Raw genomic sequence first — 14,123 nt, 5'->3', positions numbered from 1 at the left:
AGTTGAGTGTTGTGTCGCGAGTGAACACCGTCCTGGGGCCGATCCCCGCCGAGGAACTGGGCTTCGTGGCCGTCCACGAACACATCGGCTACGGCATGCCCGGCTCCGAACTGGACACGCAGTGGTGGCAGGACCCCGAGCGCCGCTACGAGGAGACCGTCCCGAAGCTGCGCCGCTTCCATGAACTGGGCGGCGGCACCTTCGTCGACGCGACCGGCATCTGCAACGGCCGCGACGTCGACTACTACAAGTCCCTGTCGGCGAAGACCGGCGTCCACATCGTCGCCTGCACCGGCTTCGTCGGCGGCGACACCGCTCTCCCGCACTTCGCCCGCGCCGAAGTCGACTACCTGGCCCAGCAGTTCGTCCACGAGATCACCGTCGGCATCGGTGAGACCGGCAGCCGCGCGGGTGTCATCAAGGTCGGCGTGAGCCGGGGCGGCCGCATGACCGACCTCGACAAGCGCATCTACCGCGCCGCAGCCCGCGCCGCGCTCGCCACCGGCGTGCCGATCCTGACCCACCTGGCGATCGACGCCGAGAACGCCGTCGCGATCTTCAACGAGGAACAGCTGCCCCTGGACCGCGTCCTGTTCGGGCACGTCGACGACGGTGTCAACGCCGACAAGACGCGCGACGTCTGGATCGCCGAACAGGGCGGCCGGATCGGCTTCGACACCTTCGGCTACGAGACCGAGCTCCCGGACCCGCCGTTCTGGGCCCGCCCCCGCAAGGACCGCCTCGACCACTTCCTGCGGTTCATCGACGGAGGCCGCCGCATCGGCCAGGTCCTCGCCTCCGCCGACGCCAACTGCTCCCCGCTGGGTTGGCCCGGCGTCAAGGGCCACACCGTCAACTACCTGTTCGACGACCTGCTCCCGGACCTGCGTGCCGCAGGTCTCGACGAGGCCGCCATCCGGACGATCTTCGTCGACAACCCCGCGGACTTCCTGACCGTCCGGAAGCCGACTTCCTGACCGTTCACAAGCCGCCTTCCTGACCACCGAGAAGCAGGAGAGACCCCACCTCATGCAGGACCTGAAAGATCTCAAGATCGCCATCGTCGGAGCCGGTTACGGTGGCGCCGCCGCGGCCAAGGCGCTCGGCCTGCTCGGCGCGGACGTCACCGTGTACGAGCAGGCGAGCCGGATCCGCGAGGTCGGCGCCGGCATCGGCCTGCGCCCCGTCACCATGAACCGGTTCCGCGAATGGGGGATCTTCGACGCGATCGCCCCCGTCAGCTCGCCCAGCGAGTACTTCGAAATCCTCACCCCCACCGGCGAACCCATCATGAAGGAGGCGTGGCCGGCCGACGGCGAGCAGACCCGTACACACCTGATCCACCGCGGCGACTTCATCGAGGCACTGCTCGGCGCCCTGCCCGAGGGCATGGTGCGCCTCGGCCACCGGCTGGAGAGCGTCGAGGACAGGGGCGACAGCTCCGTACTGACCTTCGCGGACGGCAGTACCGCCGAGGCGGACCTCGTCGTCGGCGCCGACGGCATCAAGTCGGTCGTGCGGCAGCGGCTGTTCAGCGACAAGGAGCCGGTGTTCTCCGGCGAGCACGCCTACCGCGCCGTCATCCCGGTGGCCGACGCGCGGGGCATGGTCACCGACGACAACCTGCGCATGTACATCGGCCGCGGCACGAAGATCTACCTGCTGCCGCTGCGCCACCGCGACCAGGTGTCCTTCGACATCACCGCCTTGTGCCCCGACGGCGAGTGGACACCGCAGGTCACCAAGGAGGACATCCTGCGCACGGTCGAGGGCTTCGACGAGCGCCTTGTGGACATCACCCGCGGCCTCGACATGGACACCGTGAACGCCCGCGCCGTCTACGACATCGACCCCATCGACACCTGGCACACGGACTCCGTCGTCCTCATCGGCGACGCCGCGCACTCGATGCTGCACCACCAGGGCCAGGGCGCCAACTCCGCCATCGAGGACGCCGGAGCGCTCGCCGACGCCCTGCGCGAGGCGGACTCCGTGAAGGAGGGACTCGCCCTCTTCCAGGCCACCCGCAAGCCGGTGACCGACAAGCTGCAGGCCATCTCGCGGCAGGGCTGGGCCGAGGACGAGATCGACGAGGTCTTCCCCGGCCAGAAGCCCGCGACCGCGCCCACCGCGACAAAGGAGTAGGAACCATGCCGCTGCACCCCGAGGTAGCGAAGTTCCTCGCCACCCTCCCGGCCCCGCCCGAGGGCCCCCTCGACCCGGTGGCGATGCGCGCCGGTGAAGAGGCACACGTACCTCCCGTGGAGGAGCGCCTGCCGCTGCACGCGGTGGCGGACCTGACCGCACACACCACCACCGGTGATGTGCCGATACGCGTCTACACACCCACCGACGCCGACCGCCACGGCCTGCTCGTCTACTTCCACGGCGGAGCGTTCTTCCTCGGCAGCCTGGAGACGCACGACCACGTCGCACGCTCACTGGCGAAGGAGACCGGCCTGAAGGTCGTTTCCGTGGGCTTCCGCCGGGCACCGGAGTCCGCGTTCCCGGCGGGCCTCGACGACTGCTACGCCGTGACCCGATGGGCTGCCGAACAAGGCGAGTCGCTGGGCTGGGACGGCACGACCCTCGCCGTCGCCGGTGACAGCTCCGGAGGCACCTTCGCCGCCGCCGTCGCGGCACGGGCACACGACGACGGCTTCGACCGGATCACCCACCAGATCCTCTACTACGCCTCCCTCGACCTGGACTTCGACGAGGACCGCTACGCCTCGCTGCGGGAGAACGCGGTCGGCTACGGCCTGGAGACGGCGGGCCTCAAGCCGTTCAACGCCTTCTACGTCGACAGCGGCGCCGACCCGGCCGACCCGCTGGTCTCCCCGATCAAGCGCAAGGACCTGAGCGGGCTGCCGTCGGCCCTGGTCGTCACCGCCCAGTTCGACCCCATGCGCGACGAGGGCGAACTCTACGGCGGCCGCCTGCAAGAGGCCGGAGTGGCGACGACGGTGAGCCGCTACGAGGGAGCGGGGCACGGCTTCGTCCAGCACTTCTCCTGGATCCCCGAATACCACCGGGTCTTCACCGAGACCCGCGACTTCCTCACCGGGCGCTGAGCGCCATGCCCGAAGACATCACCGTCCACCCCCTGTTCTCGCCCTGGGGCCGCTTCGGTCTCTACAGCTTCTACGTCGACGCACCCGAACCCGCGATCATCGACACCGGCATCGCCACCTCACCCGCCGAGGGCATGGCCCCCGCGCTTGAGGCGATCGGGCGCCGCATCGAGGACGTCCGCTGGATCCTGCTGACACACGGTCACATCGACCACGTCGGCGGCGCACACGCCCTGTGGGAACTCACCGGACGCCGGGCACAGGTGGTGATCCACGAGGCCGACGCGCCGATGCTGCGCTCCCGGCAGGCGCACGTCGACGAATACCGCGCGGGCCGCGGCCGGTACCTCCGCGACCCCGAGGGCGAGGCCCAGGTGGCGGCGGCCACGAAGGCCGTCATCTCGGGGGAGTTGGAGCCCACCCGGCTGGTCAAGGGCGGCGAGACACTCTCCCTCGGCGGAGACGTCACCGTCTCCGTGCACGCGCTCCCGGGACACACCCCCGGGTCGGTCGCGTACGTGGTCGACGGGCAACGCTCGGTGTTCGTCGGTGACGCCGTGCAGGTCCACGGCGCCGCCAACGGCTTCCCCGGCTACACCGACCCGTCCGCGTACCGAGCGGGCCTTCAATACCTGCGCGACGAGATCCGCCCGCACCGCCTCTACCTCGGCCACCCCTACCGCAGGGCCGATGGCACACCGTACGGCGTCGAACTCGACGAGGCGCAGGCCCGGGAGGCCATCGACCAGAGCCTCACCGCCGAGGCCCGCGTCGACCACGCCGCCTGCAGCTGCCTGGAGTCGGGCCTCACCGAGACGGACTCCCCGTACTCCCCGTTCGCCGCGGCCGCCGAGGAACTCGACTACACCGGCGATCCCACGCTCGAACCGTCGCCGTTCTTCACCTCGATGCACGCGTATCGCACGCGCGACGACGACACGACCGGCGAGCACGCGTCACACAGGAGCACACCGCAGACATGACCGACCACCAACACACCATTCAGGCGGGCGCGCAGACCATCACCGCCCGCAAGGACCTCCGGGTGCCGATGCGCGACGGCGTCACGCTGGCGGCGGACACCTACGGCCGCGCGGACGACGACACACCGCGCCCCGCACTCGTCGCCCTGAGCCCCTACGGCAAGGAACTCCAGGCACTCGCCCTCACCACACCCCCGCAGCGCCGACCCAGCCCGATGTGGGACGGCTGCATCGAAGCGGGTGACATCGCGCGCGTCGTCGACGAGGGTTACGTCCACGTCATCGGCGACCTGCGCGGCTCCGGCGCCTCCGAAGGCACGCACATCGGCAACTACAACGCCGGCGGCGTCCCCCTCGGCCAGGACGCGTACGACTTCATCGAGTGGGTCGCCGCGCAGCCCTGGTGCGACGGCAACGTAGGCATGATCGGCATCTCGTACTTCGGCTCCATGCAGGTACTTGCGGCCGCCGAACGCCCGCCGAGCCTCAAGGCGATCTTCGTCAGCGGCGGCCACTACGACTTCTACGAGACGACCTACCACGGCGGCATCATGTGGCTCATGCCGCGCGCCGCCCGCGAGGGCCGGGGCGGCGACTCCGGCTGGGCATTCACCGACGGCGTCAAGTCCCGCATGCTGGAGACCTACACGCCCGAGGAGATCAAGAAGCGGGTTGCCGAGCGCCTCCAGGACCCGGACGTGGCCGCCTGGCCCAACCTGTTCCATGTCCTCAACTACCCGAAGAACCACGAGGCTTGGTTCGACATCGCCATGAACGAGGTCGACGGCGACTGGTACGAGGAACGCAACCCGATCACCCTCGCCCCGAACATCGACATCCCCGTCTGGCTCCAGATCGACCAGGGCCGTGGCTGGACGATGGACGGCACCATCGAGCTCTACAAGGCGCTGAACGGCCCGAAGAAGCTCGACATCGGCCCCTATCCGCCGATGCAGTCGCGCCCCTTCGTCGAGGAGCACGACAAGATGTTCCGCTGGTACGAGTACTGGCTCAAGGGCATCGACAACGGCGTCATGGACGAGCCGGCCGTCACGGTCCACGTCGAGGGCTCCCGCGAGACCGTCACGGGCACACAATGGCCCCCGCGGGACGTCGAGCACCGCCCCCTGTACCTCCGACCACGTCGCCAACTCTCCTACGAGCCCGAGCCGATGGGCGCCGAACACGCCGCCCCCGACGGCTTCTACCAGGCGCCCCTCACGGTGACCGACAAGGTGGAGATCCTCAACTGGAGCACCGCCCCCTTCACCGAACCCACCGAGATGATCGGCCAGGGCGCGGCCCACCTCTTCGCCGAGATCGACCAGCCCGACACGAACCTCATCCTGCGCATGTGGGACGAGGCCCCGGCCGGCAAACGCCAACTCATCACCACCGCCTACCTCAAGGCCTCGCACCGCGAACTCGACGAGACCCGCACCACCGAGGGCGACCCGCACCACCCCCACACCCGCGCGGTCCCGGTCGAGCCCGGCCGGGTCGAGGAGTACGTCCTGCGCATCTACCCCTTCGCGGCGACCTTCCTGCCGGGCCACCGCCTGGTAGCGGAACTCTCCAACAACGAACCGCTGGCGGACGCGCACAACGCACTGCTGCCACCCGACGCGTTCCACCTCCCGGTGGGCCGCCCGGTCACGCACAAGGTGTACCGGGACGCGGCGCATCGGTCGCGGCTGGTGTTGCCGTTCACACGGGCGGCTACTTCTTAGGAGGGAAGAGGCGCGCCAACTCGCCTGCCAGAGCCTCAAGTTGGCCCCGGTCGGGTCGCCCAGTGGCGGCGGAGAGCTGAAGCAGGGACACCGAGTCCCGCACCGTCAGGAGCTCGGTGTCGGTGAGACCGGGGACGAAGCGGCGCACCGCATCCACCGCCACCGGGTCGGACAGCAGCACCGCCAACGGTGTGCGCAGACCGAGGCGGCTCTCGGGGAACTCGTCGGCCCGCGGGGCGGGGGAGAGGGCCGCCTCCTGCCGCGGCCTGTCCCGGTGCGTGGCGACCTGGAGGTGGGCCGTGGTCACGTCTTCGGGCTGCAGGGGCAGGCCAAGTCGTTCGTACTGGTCGGCCGGGGCGTCGGTGTCCCGGAGGTGTGCCACCAGCATGCGCATCATGCGAAGCTCCACCTCGTCGTCCTGGACCGGCCGCTCCTGCCGGGGGTCGTCGGCCAGGTCGTACAGGAGGGTGCCGAAGCGGTAGGGGTCGAAGCCGGGCGCGGTTCTGGCCGGGGCCCGCAGCGTGCGGACGCCCTTGGTGAAGGTGAAGGGGCCGGCGAGTTCGGCGTCGACCAGTTCGTGCGGGGCGAAGCGGCCGCGGCCGTGGGTGGGCATCAGGGTGTGCTCGTACAGCGGTGAGTTCGTCGCGTCGTGGCAGGCGCGCATGTAGACCCAGCGGCCGTCGGTGATGTTGACGTGACCGCCGAACATGCCGAAGAGCGCGGACTCGCGCAGCGGCACCTCAGCGCCCGATTCGTCCGTCGCCTCGCACAGGGGACGGCCCTGCATGTCGGGTGTGCGGTCGACGCCGAAGAACTCCAGGAGTGTGGGCGCGAGGTCGATGGTCTGGACGAGCCCGGAGTGACGGCTGCCCGCGAGTGTCGGCCTGCGCGGGTCGTGCACGAACAGCGGTGTGTGCGCGAGTTCGTTGAACCAGGGCTGGACGAGCTTTCCCCACCAGCCCTTCTCGCCGAGCAGCAGGCCGTGGTCGGTGCAGACGACCAGCAGGGTGTCCGACCACATGTCGTACGCGTCCATGGCGTTGAGGACTCGGCCCAACGAGTGGTCGCACATGGAGAGGAGCGCGGCGTACTCCATCCGGGCGTGGCTCGCCTGCTCCTCGGTCTCAGTGACCTTGCCGTAGTCCGGCCAGTCGAAGTGCGGCCCTTCGTAGTCGTGCGGATAGAGGTCCTTGTACTGCTGGTGCGAGAAGAAGGGTTCGTGCGGATCGAAGGTCTCGATCTGTACGAACCAATTGTCCGCGGCCTGGTTCACGCGGAGGAACTCGAGCCCGGCGTCGAAGGTCAGCGTCTGCGGATGCGTCTCCTCGGTGTCCATGTGCGCCCTGTTCACCCAGTCCTGGCGCCACAGATCGTGGCGCTTGCCGCGCAGGTTCTCCGGGATCACCGGGTCGGCGATCTGCCCCTTCCAGGCGTCGCCCTCCTGTCCGCGGAAGAACTCCCAGGTGTTGTAGCGGCCGTGATAGGTGGAGCCGCCGTCCTCCCAGTAGTGCTGGTGGTCACTGGTCAGATGGGTGTACACGCCGCGCTGCTTGAGGAGTTCGGGCATCGAGTCGTCGAACGGTTCCAGCGGGCCCCAGCTGCGGTGCAGGAAGTTGTAGCGGCCCGTGTGCAGTTCGCGGCGCGCCGGCATGCAGGGCATCGACCCCACGTAGCAGTTGTCGTACGCGGTGGAACGGGCCGCGAGGCGGGTGAAGTTGGGGGCATGGGTCCAGTCCGCGCCGTACGGCGGCAGCATGCGCCGGTTCATGCTGTCGAACATGACCATGATGGCCTTCACGGGCGGGCCCTCTCCCTCGTCTCGGTGTTGGTCTCGCATCCGGACTCGATGGCCGCGGGGCGGAGTTGAGCCGCGCGGATGCGTTCCATGTCGAACTTCTCCGAGCGGTCGAAGGCGAAGAGGCCGTTCTCCTCCTGGAAGACGTCGGTGAGCTGCGTGTAGCAGTAGCCGAACATGTCCGGGTGGTCGAGCAGCACACCGACCAGCCCCTCGAACCGGGTGTGAAACTCCTCCTGGGTGCGCACCCGGTCGCCGTAGCCCCACGACCCCGCCCGGGTGTCCGACTGCGGCCGGTCGGCCTCTGCCGGGTTCCACCAGATGCCGCCGAACTCGCTGACGAAGAAGGGCTGTCCTCGGTAGCCGATGGACCAGGACTCGCCAGTGGTGTCGGAGCGGTTCACGTAGGGATCACCGTCGGCCAGTGCCTTGTGGTTGGCGGCGAAGAGCCGCGGGTCCTGCTCGTAGTCGTGACTGTCGAACACGTCCGACTCGGCGACCCGGTGCGCATAGCCGGAGGTGTCGAGGACCGGGCGTGAAGTGTCGTGGGACTTGGTGGCCAGGAACATCGCGCGCATCACGTCGTCGAGCGCGGTGATCCGGTCGCCGTAGTCCTGCCAGGTCTCGTTCATCGGGCACCAGCCGATGACCGACGGATGGGAGTGGTCCCGCTCCAGCACCTCCAGCCACTCCTGTACGTAGGAGGCGTCCGGCTGCTGGTTGGTGGACTGGCCCTGTTCGGTGTTGCAGCCCCAGTCGCCGAACTCGCCCCACACCAGATAGCCGAGGCGGTCGGCGTGGTGGAGATAGCGTTCCTCGAAGACCTTCTGGTGCAGGCGCGCGCCGTTGAAGCCGGCGGCCAGGCCGAGTTCGATGTCACGGACCAGGGCGGCGTCGTCGGGAGCGGTCATCAGGCCGTCGGGGTAGTAGCCCTGGTCGAGGACGAGGCGCTGGAACACGACCTCGCCGTTGATGCATACCTGCTTTCCGGTGACGGCGACACTGCGCAGACCGGCGTACGACTCGACCGTGTCGACCAATTGGCCTTCTGCGTCCCGGAGTTCGATACGCAGGTCGTAGAGGTGCGGGTCCTGTGGACACCACAGCCGGATCCGCTCCGGGGGCAGCGGCAGGCTCAGCCGTGGCGCGAGGTCGAGGTCGGCGCGTACGGAGGGTGGTGCTCGGCGGGCCGCTGTGGGACCGCCTCGGTCCGGCGTTCCTCCCGGTCGTGCCGGACCTCGTGGCGAACGAACTCGTGGCGGCGCGCGAAGGCATCCGCGTCGAGGGTTCCGTGGTGGGGGTCCAAGTCGCCGCTCAGGGTGCCGCGGAACTGGTGATGGACCACTTCCTGGCGCCGCGGGCCTCGGCGCTGATGGTGGACTGAGACCGGTCGGGCCCTGGAGGCCCGCCCCCGCCCACCCCTTGCCCTGAGCCGAGCCCGTATGCGATCTTAAAGTCATCCACATCATGGAAACGTTTCCATGGAATGGAGTCCACGAGGAGGTGGGGCCACGGATGGCCACGATCAAGGACGTCGCGGCGCGGGCCGGAGTCGCTCTGGGGACCGCGTCGCGGGTACTCAGCGGGAGCAGTCAGACCTCGGCGGACTCGCGTCGGCGCGTGCTCGCGGCCGCCGCTGAGTTGGGCTACGTCGCCAACGGGCCCGCCCGCGCGCTGCGGCGCGCACGGACCGACGTACTGGGGCTGCTCGTCTCGGACATCCGCAACCCGTTCTTCTCCGAACTGGCGCACGCCGCCGAGCAGGAGGCCCGCCTGCACGGCTACACCGTCCTGCTGGCCAACGCCAACGAGGATGCCGACCAGGCAGACGCCTACCTGCAGACCTTCGCCTCCCAGCGCATCGACGGCCTGCTGTTCGCGCCGCAGAGCACCGTCTCGCCGCAGCTCGCCGCCACCGTCGCCTCGGGCCTTCCGCTCGTCTTCCTCAACCGCACCATCGACGGCATCGACGCGCCCATGTACGGGACGGACAACGCCCAGGGCGTCGGGCAGGTGCTCGACTGGCTGCGCCGGCGCGGGCATCGCGACGTCGCCTTCATCGGAGGACCCGACACCATCTCCACCGGCGCCGAGCGCCGGGCCGCCTACCTCGCCGGGCGCGAGGAGCACGGCATCAGCACCGCCCAAGGGCTGCTGGAGGCCGGTGACTTCCTCGCCGAGGGGGCGGCCAAGGCCATGAATCGCGTGCTCGACCGGGGCGTCCCGTTCACGGCCGTGTTCGGCGCGAACGGACCGACCACGCTCGGCGCCGTGCGCGCGATGCGCGAGCGGCTCGGCGTCGAAGGGGCGGCCCGTATCGAGGTCGTGTCCGTCGACGACCTCGACTGGTTCGAGTTCGCCTCGCCGCCCATCAGCGCGCTCCGCCAGGACGCGGCGGAGATCGGACGGCTCGGCGTGCGCGGGGTCGTGGACCTCATCGCCGGGCGCGGAGCCACCGGCGAACGCGTGCCCACGTCCTTCGTCGACCGGTCGCCCAAGGCCCAACAGTGAGCGCGCGCAAGGTACTTGTGCACAGTGAAATCCGAAAGGCAGGACAACACATGAGGGTCGCCCTCGGCGCGGACCACGCCGGTTTCGCACTCAAGGACACCGTCCGGCAGGCCATCGAGACGCTCGGGCACGAAGTGGTGGACTGCGGCACCCACGGCAGCGAACCCGTCGACTTCCCCGACATCACCCGCGCCACCTGCGAGCCGGTGCTCAGCGGTGCCGCCGACCGCGCCGTGCTCGTGTGCGGTACCGGGCAGGGCGCCGTCATGGCCGCCAACAAGTTGCCCGGCATCCGCTGCGGTCTCGCCCACGAGCCGTACTCCGCCCACCAGTCGGTCGAGCACGACGACGCCAACGCCATCGCCATGGGTGCCTGGCTGGTGCCGCACGCGCTCGTGCCCGACATCGTCCGCGAGTTCCTCGGCGCCACCTTCGACGACGACGCGGACACCCGCCGCCGCGTCGCGAAACTCAACGCCCTCGACACCCTGACGCCCAGCACCGTCTGACACCCCCCCCGCTCTTCCCGCTCCCGCACCGACTCCCTCCCCACGCCCGCGCACGCACCGCGCCGGGCGTCCCCTCGGCGTACCCGCACGTGCCCCGAACCCGCAGGAGATCCCCATGTCCACCCGCACCCCCGCAGGGCAGCCGAGCGTGCTCGGCTCCAAGGACCGCGTCAAAACCGCGATCGCTGCCGCCTTCGGCACCAGCGTCGAGAACTACGACTTCATCGCGTACGGCACCGCGTCCGCCCTCTACTTCGGCGCCGTCTTCTTCCCCGAAAGCGACCGCTTCGTCGGCACGCTGCTCTCCTTCGCCACGCTCGCGGTCGGCTTCGTCATGCGCCCGCTCGGCGGCGCCGTCGGCGGCTATTTCGCCGACAAGTTCGGCCGCAAGCCCGTCCTCGTCGCCGCGATGATCGTCATGGGTGCGGCCACCTTCCTCATCGGCACACTCCCCACATACGAACAGGTGGGTGTGCTCGCCCCCGTCCTGCTCACCGTGATCCGCATGGTGCAGGGCCTCGCGTTCGGGGCCGAATGGGGCGGGGCGATCACCATGGCGTACGAGCACGCGCCCTGGCACCGGCGCGGCATGTTCGCCGCGATACCCCAGTCGGGCAACCCGCTGGGCATCGCCCTGGCCAGCGGCGTGTTCGCCTGGAGCGCCACCCTGGAGGGCAGTTGGCAGTGGCGGACCCCGTTCCTGGTGAGCGCCGTGCTCGTCGTCGCCGCGCTGATCGTGCGCTCGCGGCTCTCGGAATCCCCCGAGTTCCAGGAGGCCCGGGCCGAGGGCAGGACGGAGAAGAACCCCTTCCTGGCGACACTGGCGGGGGACTGGCGCGGAATCGTGCGGGTCATCGCGCTGCGCGTCGTGGAGTCCTTCACCTACTACTCCACCGCGACCTACTTGCTCAGTTACATCACCGACCACCACCCCGACCTGCGGCCCGTGGCCCTCGGCGCGATCACCGTCGCCAGCGTCCTGGCCATCGGCGTCACCTTCCTGGCGGGCGCGCTCACCGACCGCATCGGACGCCGACCCATCTATATCGCCGGGTGCACGGCCGCCATCCTCTTCGCGTTCCCGATGTATCTGCTCACCAATTCCGCCCAACCCGCCCTGGTCGTCGCGGTGTTCATCATCGGCATCGGCCTCATCCACGCTTCGCTCACCGGCACCCAGGGCTCCCTGCTCACCGAACAGTTCCGCACCGCGACGCGTACATCGGGCGCCTCGCTCGGCTACCAGATTGCGGCGGCCATCGGCGGCTTCGCCCCGCTGCTCGCCGCCGCCCTGGTGGGCGCCTTCGGCTGGCCGGGCGCCGCGCTGCTGTACCTCGCCGCGGCCGTGATCGGCCTCGTCGGCATCCTGGTCACGAAGGAGACCTGGGGCCGCGCCGAACGCGAGCGCGTGAGCGGCCTTGTCGCCGCGGAACTCCGGGCGGCGCCGGCCACTGGGGCTGCGGCGAGTGGTGCGAGGACCTGAGGCGATGCCGGGGGCAACTCCGCGGCTACGATCCCGCGATCGCGACGAGCCCCTCCGTGAAGGGGCCCGGATCTACGTCGTCCCGCACGGCAAGCTGCTGGCTGTAGGCCTGGCAGAGGGCGACGAAGGCCTCGGCGGTCCGGGCCGCGCGTACCGGCTCGTGGTCGGGCAGCAGCGCGGACACCGCCTCGCGCAGTTCCCCGAGTTGGCGGGTGACGAGCGCGGCGAGGCTCGGTGAGACCGCGGCCTCGGCGTAGATCTGGGCGACCAGTCGGGCGTGGCCCTCCTCGCGCGCCAGGGTGCGGATGTGGTCGAGGAAGTCCTGGATGGACTCGGCGGTCAGCTCCGCGGGGAACGCCTGGCTCGACTGTTCGCAGATCGCGGCGACGATCTCGTCCTTGCTCTTGAAGTACCGGTAGATCGCCCCCGTGGAGAGCCCCGAGGCCCGGACGATGTCGGGCATGGAGGTCCGTGCGAAGCCGTCGGCGGCGAAGCGGGCGCGGGCGGCGTCGATGATCTGCTGGCGGCGGGCGTCGAGGTGGGCCTGGCTGACCTTCGGCATAAGAGAATGACCATTCGTTTTACGTGTTAGTGTCGTCGACCGTACCGCAGAATCCGAGGAGGATCACATGCGCTACCAGACTTTCGGACGACACAGCGGCCTGCGGGTGTCGGAGTACGTGCTGGGTACGGCCAACTTCGGTTCGGCCCCGGCAGCGGCGGGCCTGGAGGGGGCCGGAGCGATCTTCGAGTCGTTCGTGGCGGCAGGCGGGACCACCTTCGACGTCTCGAACATCTACCAGAACGGCGAGGCCGAGACCGTCCTCGGCGAGCTGCTGGGCCGCGACCGCGACGACTACGTGGTGATCACCAAGTACAGCGGTACCAGAAGCGCCCAGGTTCGCCCCGGCACCACGGGCAACAGCCGCAAGGCCATGATCCGGTCCCTGGAGGAGAGCCTGCGACGGCTGGGGACCGACTACGTCGATGTCTTCATGCCGCACTTCCCCGATGGCGTGACTCCGCTGCCGGCGATCCTGGCCGCCTTCGAGGACCTGGTCCGGGCGGGCAAGATTCGCTACGGCGGACTGTCGAACTTCCCGGCCTGGCGGGTGGCGGGCGCCGCCGTCAGGTCGGAGTTGGGCGGGCGCATGCCGTTGGTCGGCGTCCAGACCGAGTACAGCCTGGCCGAACGTTCGGCGGAGCGGGAGCTCCTTCCGATGGCCGAGGCGCACGGCCTGGGTGTGGTTCTCTATTCACCGCTGGCCGGAGGCCTGTTGACCGGAAAGTACCGTCATGGCGAGCAGGGGCGGCTCAGCGCCCGGGCCGTGTCCGACGGCACGACCGGCGAGGGCAGCGGGCAACGTACCGCCGTGCTCGACGCCGTCCTCGCAGTCGCCGATGAACTGGGTACCGGCCCGGTCCAGGTCGCGCTGGCCTGGCTGCGTGAACGCGCGGCGCGGGCCGGGACCTCGCTGCTCCCCATCGTGGGGCCCCGCACGCCGGCCCATCTGGAGGGCTACCTCGACGCCCTGAACGTCGAACTCGCCCCGCAGCACTACCAGAAGCTGGACGAGGTCAGCGCGATCCGGCTCGGCGCCCCGCACGAGGACGTGGCCGCCGCGCTGGCCCACGGCGCCGACGGGGACCGGAGTCTTCTCGACGGCCCGGTCGTTCCGGTGGTCTGACACACAGGCCGGCCCGGCGGCCGGTTGCCGGGTCACCCGCCCGCCTCACGCCGTCCCGCGCACCACCAAGCGGTGAGCCACCGTCAGATCCTGTGCGGGCACGGCGTTCTCGGGGCTGTATATGCGGTCGGCCAGGCATTGCGGGGCGCCCAGGGAGAGTTCGTCGCTGAAGGCGAACGCCGTGTCCGGAGGCTCGGGGCCGTCGAGGAGTTCGGTCATGGCGTGGGCGCCGTCCGCCCGGTCCAGTGCCTGGTGGAAGGGGCGTTCACTGGAACGCATCGAGCGGGCACTGCACAGCCCGCTGCCGTTCCGGAAGGCGCTGGAGGAGCGCTGAGACGTGCGCGGCGGTC

At 69.9% G+C, this 14,123-nt stretch carries 13 protein-coding genes and 1 pseudogene; 10 read left to right on the top strand and 4 right to left on the bottom strand.

Translation table 11 applies throughout. From position 1 onward, the window contains the following. The first annotated feature begins 11 nt into the window (after positions 1–11). The 5 genes from ABT004_RS15155 to ABT004_RS15135 are packed head-to-tail and all read left to right on the top strand — an operon-like array spanning position 12 to position 5,787. On the top strand, positions 12–977 hold the full coding sequence (locus tag ABT004_RS15155) for a phosphotriesterase family protein (RefSeq protein WP_351336152.1): 966 nt from the start codon (positions 12–14) through the stop codon (positions 975–977). A gap of 52 nt (positions 978–1,029) precedes the next feature. Then, on the top strand, positions 1,030–2,145 hold the full coding sequence (locus ABT004_RS15150; protein WP_351336149.1) for an FAD-dependent oxidoreductase: 1,116 nt from the start codon (positions 1,030–1,032) through the stop codon (positions 2,143–2,145). A 5-nt stretch (positions 2,146–2,150) separates the two neighbouring features. Then, positions 2,151–3,074 (top strand): alpha/beta hydrolase, encoded by a 924-nt coding sequence (locus ABT004_RS15145; RefSeq protein ID WP_351336146.1) that lies wholly within the window; start codon positions 2,151–2,153, stop codon positions 3,072–3,074. Positions 3,075–3,079: 5 nt separating this feature from the next. After that, a complete protein-coding gene (locus ABT004_RS15140) occupies positions 3,080–4,057 on the top strand; it encodes an MBL fold metallo-hydrolase (protein WP_351336143.1) in 978 nt (325 codons plus the stop codon). Beyond that, positions 4,054–5,787: a CocE/NonD family hydrolase gene (locus ABT004_RS15135; RefSeq protein WP_351336141.1), complete on the top strand. Its 1,734-nt coding sequence runs from the start codon at positions 4,054–4,056 to the stop codon at positions 5,785–5,787. Before ABT004_RS15140 ends, ABT004_RS15135 begins: the two co-directional genes overlap by 4 nt. On the opposite strand, the gene ABT004_RS15130 is transcribed toward ABT004_RS15135, so the two are convergent. Further along, the gene (locus tag ABT004_RS15130) at positions 5,777–7,585 is read right to left on the bottom strand and encodes a sulfatase (RefSeq protein WP_351336138.1); all 1,809 of its coding nucleotides are present in this window, start codon (positions 7,583–7,585) and stop codon (positions 5,777–5,779) included. The two genes, ABT004_RS15135 and ABT004_RS15130, sit on opposite strands and share 11 nt — an antisense overlap. Beyond that, a pseudogene (locus ABT004_RS15125) lies at positions 7,582–8,754 on the bottom strand (glycoside hydrolase family 2 TIM barrel-domain containing protein); the annotation flags it as partial. The gene ABT004_RS15130 and the pseudogene ABT004_RS15125, both read right to left, overlap by 4 nt. Here ABT004_RS15125 and ABT004_RS15120 point away from each other — a divergent pair. The 4 genes from ABT004_RS15120 to ABT004_RS15105 all read left to right on the top strand — a co-directional run bounded on the left by ABT004_RS15120 (position 8,724) and on the right by ABT004_RS15105 (position 12,085). Then, positions 8,724–8,966: a hypothetical protein gene (locus ABT004_RS15120; protein ID WP_351336210.1), complete on the top strand. Its 243-nt coding sequence runs from the start codon at positions 8,724–8,726 to the stop codon at positions 8,964–8,966. The pseudogene ABT004_RS15125 and the gene ABT004_RS15120 overlap by 31 nt on opposite strands. 131 nt (positions 8,967–9,097) lie before the next feature. After that, a complete protein-coding gene (locus ABT004_RS15115; protein WP_351336136.1) occupies positions 9,098–10,093 on the top strand; it encodes a LacI family DNA-binding transcriptional regulator in 996 nt (331 codons plus the stop codon). 50 nt (positions 10,094–10,143) lie between these two features. Continuing rightward, a complete protein-coding gene (locus ABT004_RS15110; RefSeq protein ID WP_351336133.1) occupies positions 10,144–10,602 on the top strand; it encodes an RpiB/LacA/LacB family sugar-phosphate isomerase in 459 nt (152 codons plus the stop codon). A 115-nt stretch (positions 10,603–10,717) separates the two neighbouring features. Beyond that, positions 10,718–12,085, top strand: a complete 1,368-nt coding sequence (locus tag ABT004_RS15105) for an MFS transporter (RefSeq protein ID WP_351336130.1) — start codon at positions 10,718–10,720, stop codon at positions 12,083–12,085. A 25-nt stretch (positions 12,086–12,110) separates the two neighbouring features. Here ABT004_RS15105 and ABT004_RS15100 read toward each other — a convergent pair whose 3' ends face one another. Beyond that, positions 12,111–12,647, bottom strand: coding sequence for a TetR/AcrR family transcriptional regulator (locus ABT004_RS15100; protein WP_351336128.1), 537 nt, complete (start codon positions 12,645–12,647; stop codon positions 12,111–12,113). A 67-nt stretch (positions 12,648–12,714) separates the two neighbouring features. On the opposite strand from ABT004_RS15100, the gene ABT004_RS15095 reads away from it, so the two are divergent. Continuing rightward, positions 12,715–13,773, top strand: a complete 1,059-nt coding sequence (locus ABT004_RS15095) for an aldo/keto reductase (RefSeq protein WP_351336125.1) — start codon at positions 12,715–12,717, stop codon at positions 13,771–13,773. A gap of 45 nt (positions 13,774–13,818) precedes the next feature. Here ABT004_RS15095 and ABT004_RS15090 read toward each other — a convergent pair whose 3' ends face one another. After that, entirely contained in the window at positions 13,819–14,052 is a 234-nt protein-coding gene (locus ABT004_RS15090; RefSeq protein WP_351336122.1) for a hypothetical protein, read from the bottom strand. Positions 14,053–14,123: the final 71 nt, after the last annotated feature.

Origin of the sequence: Streptomyces sp. NPDC002790 (genome assembly GCF_040295505.1) — a bacterium.
In the GTDB taxonomy this organism is placed as follows: domain Bacteria; phylum Actinomycetota; class Actinomycetes; order Streptomycetales; family Streptomycetaceae; genus Streptomyces.
The sequence above is the reverse complement of the archived record's forward strand: the minus strand, read 5'-3'. Positions and strand labels throughout refer to the sequence as shown.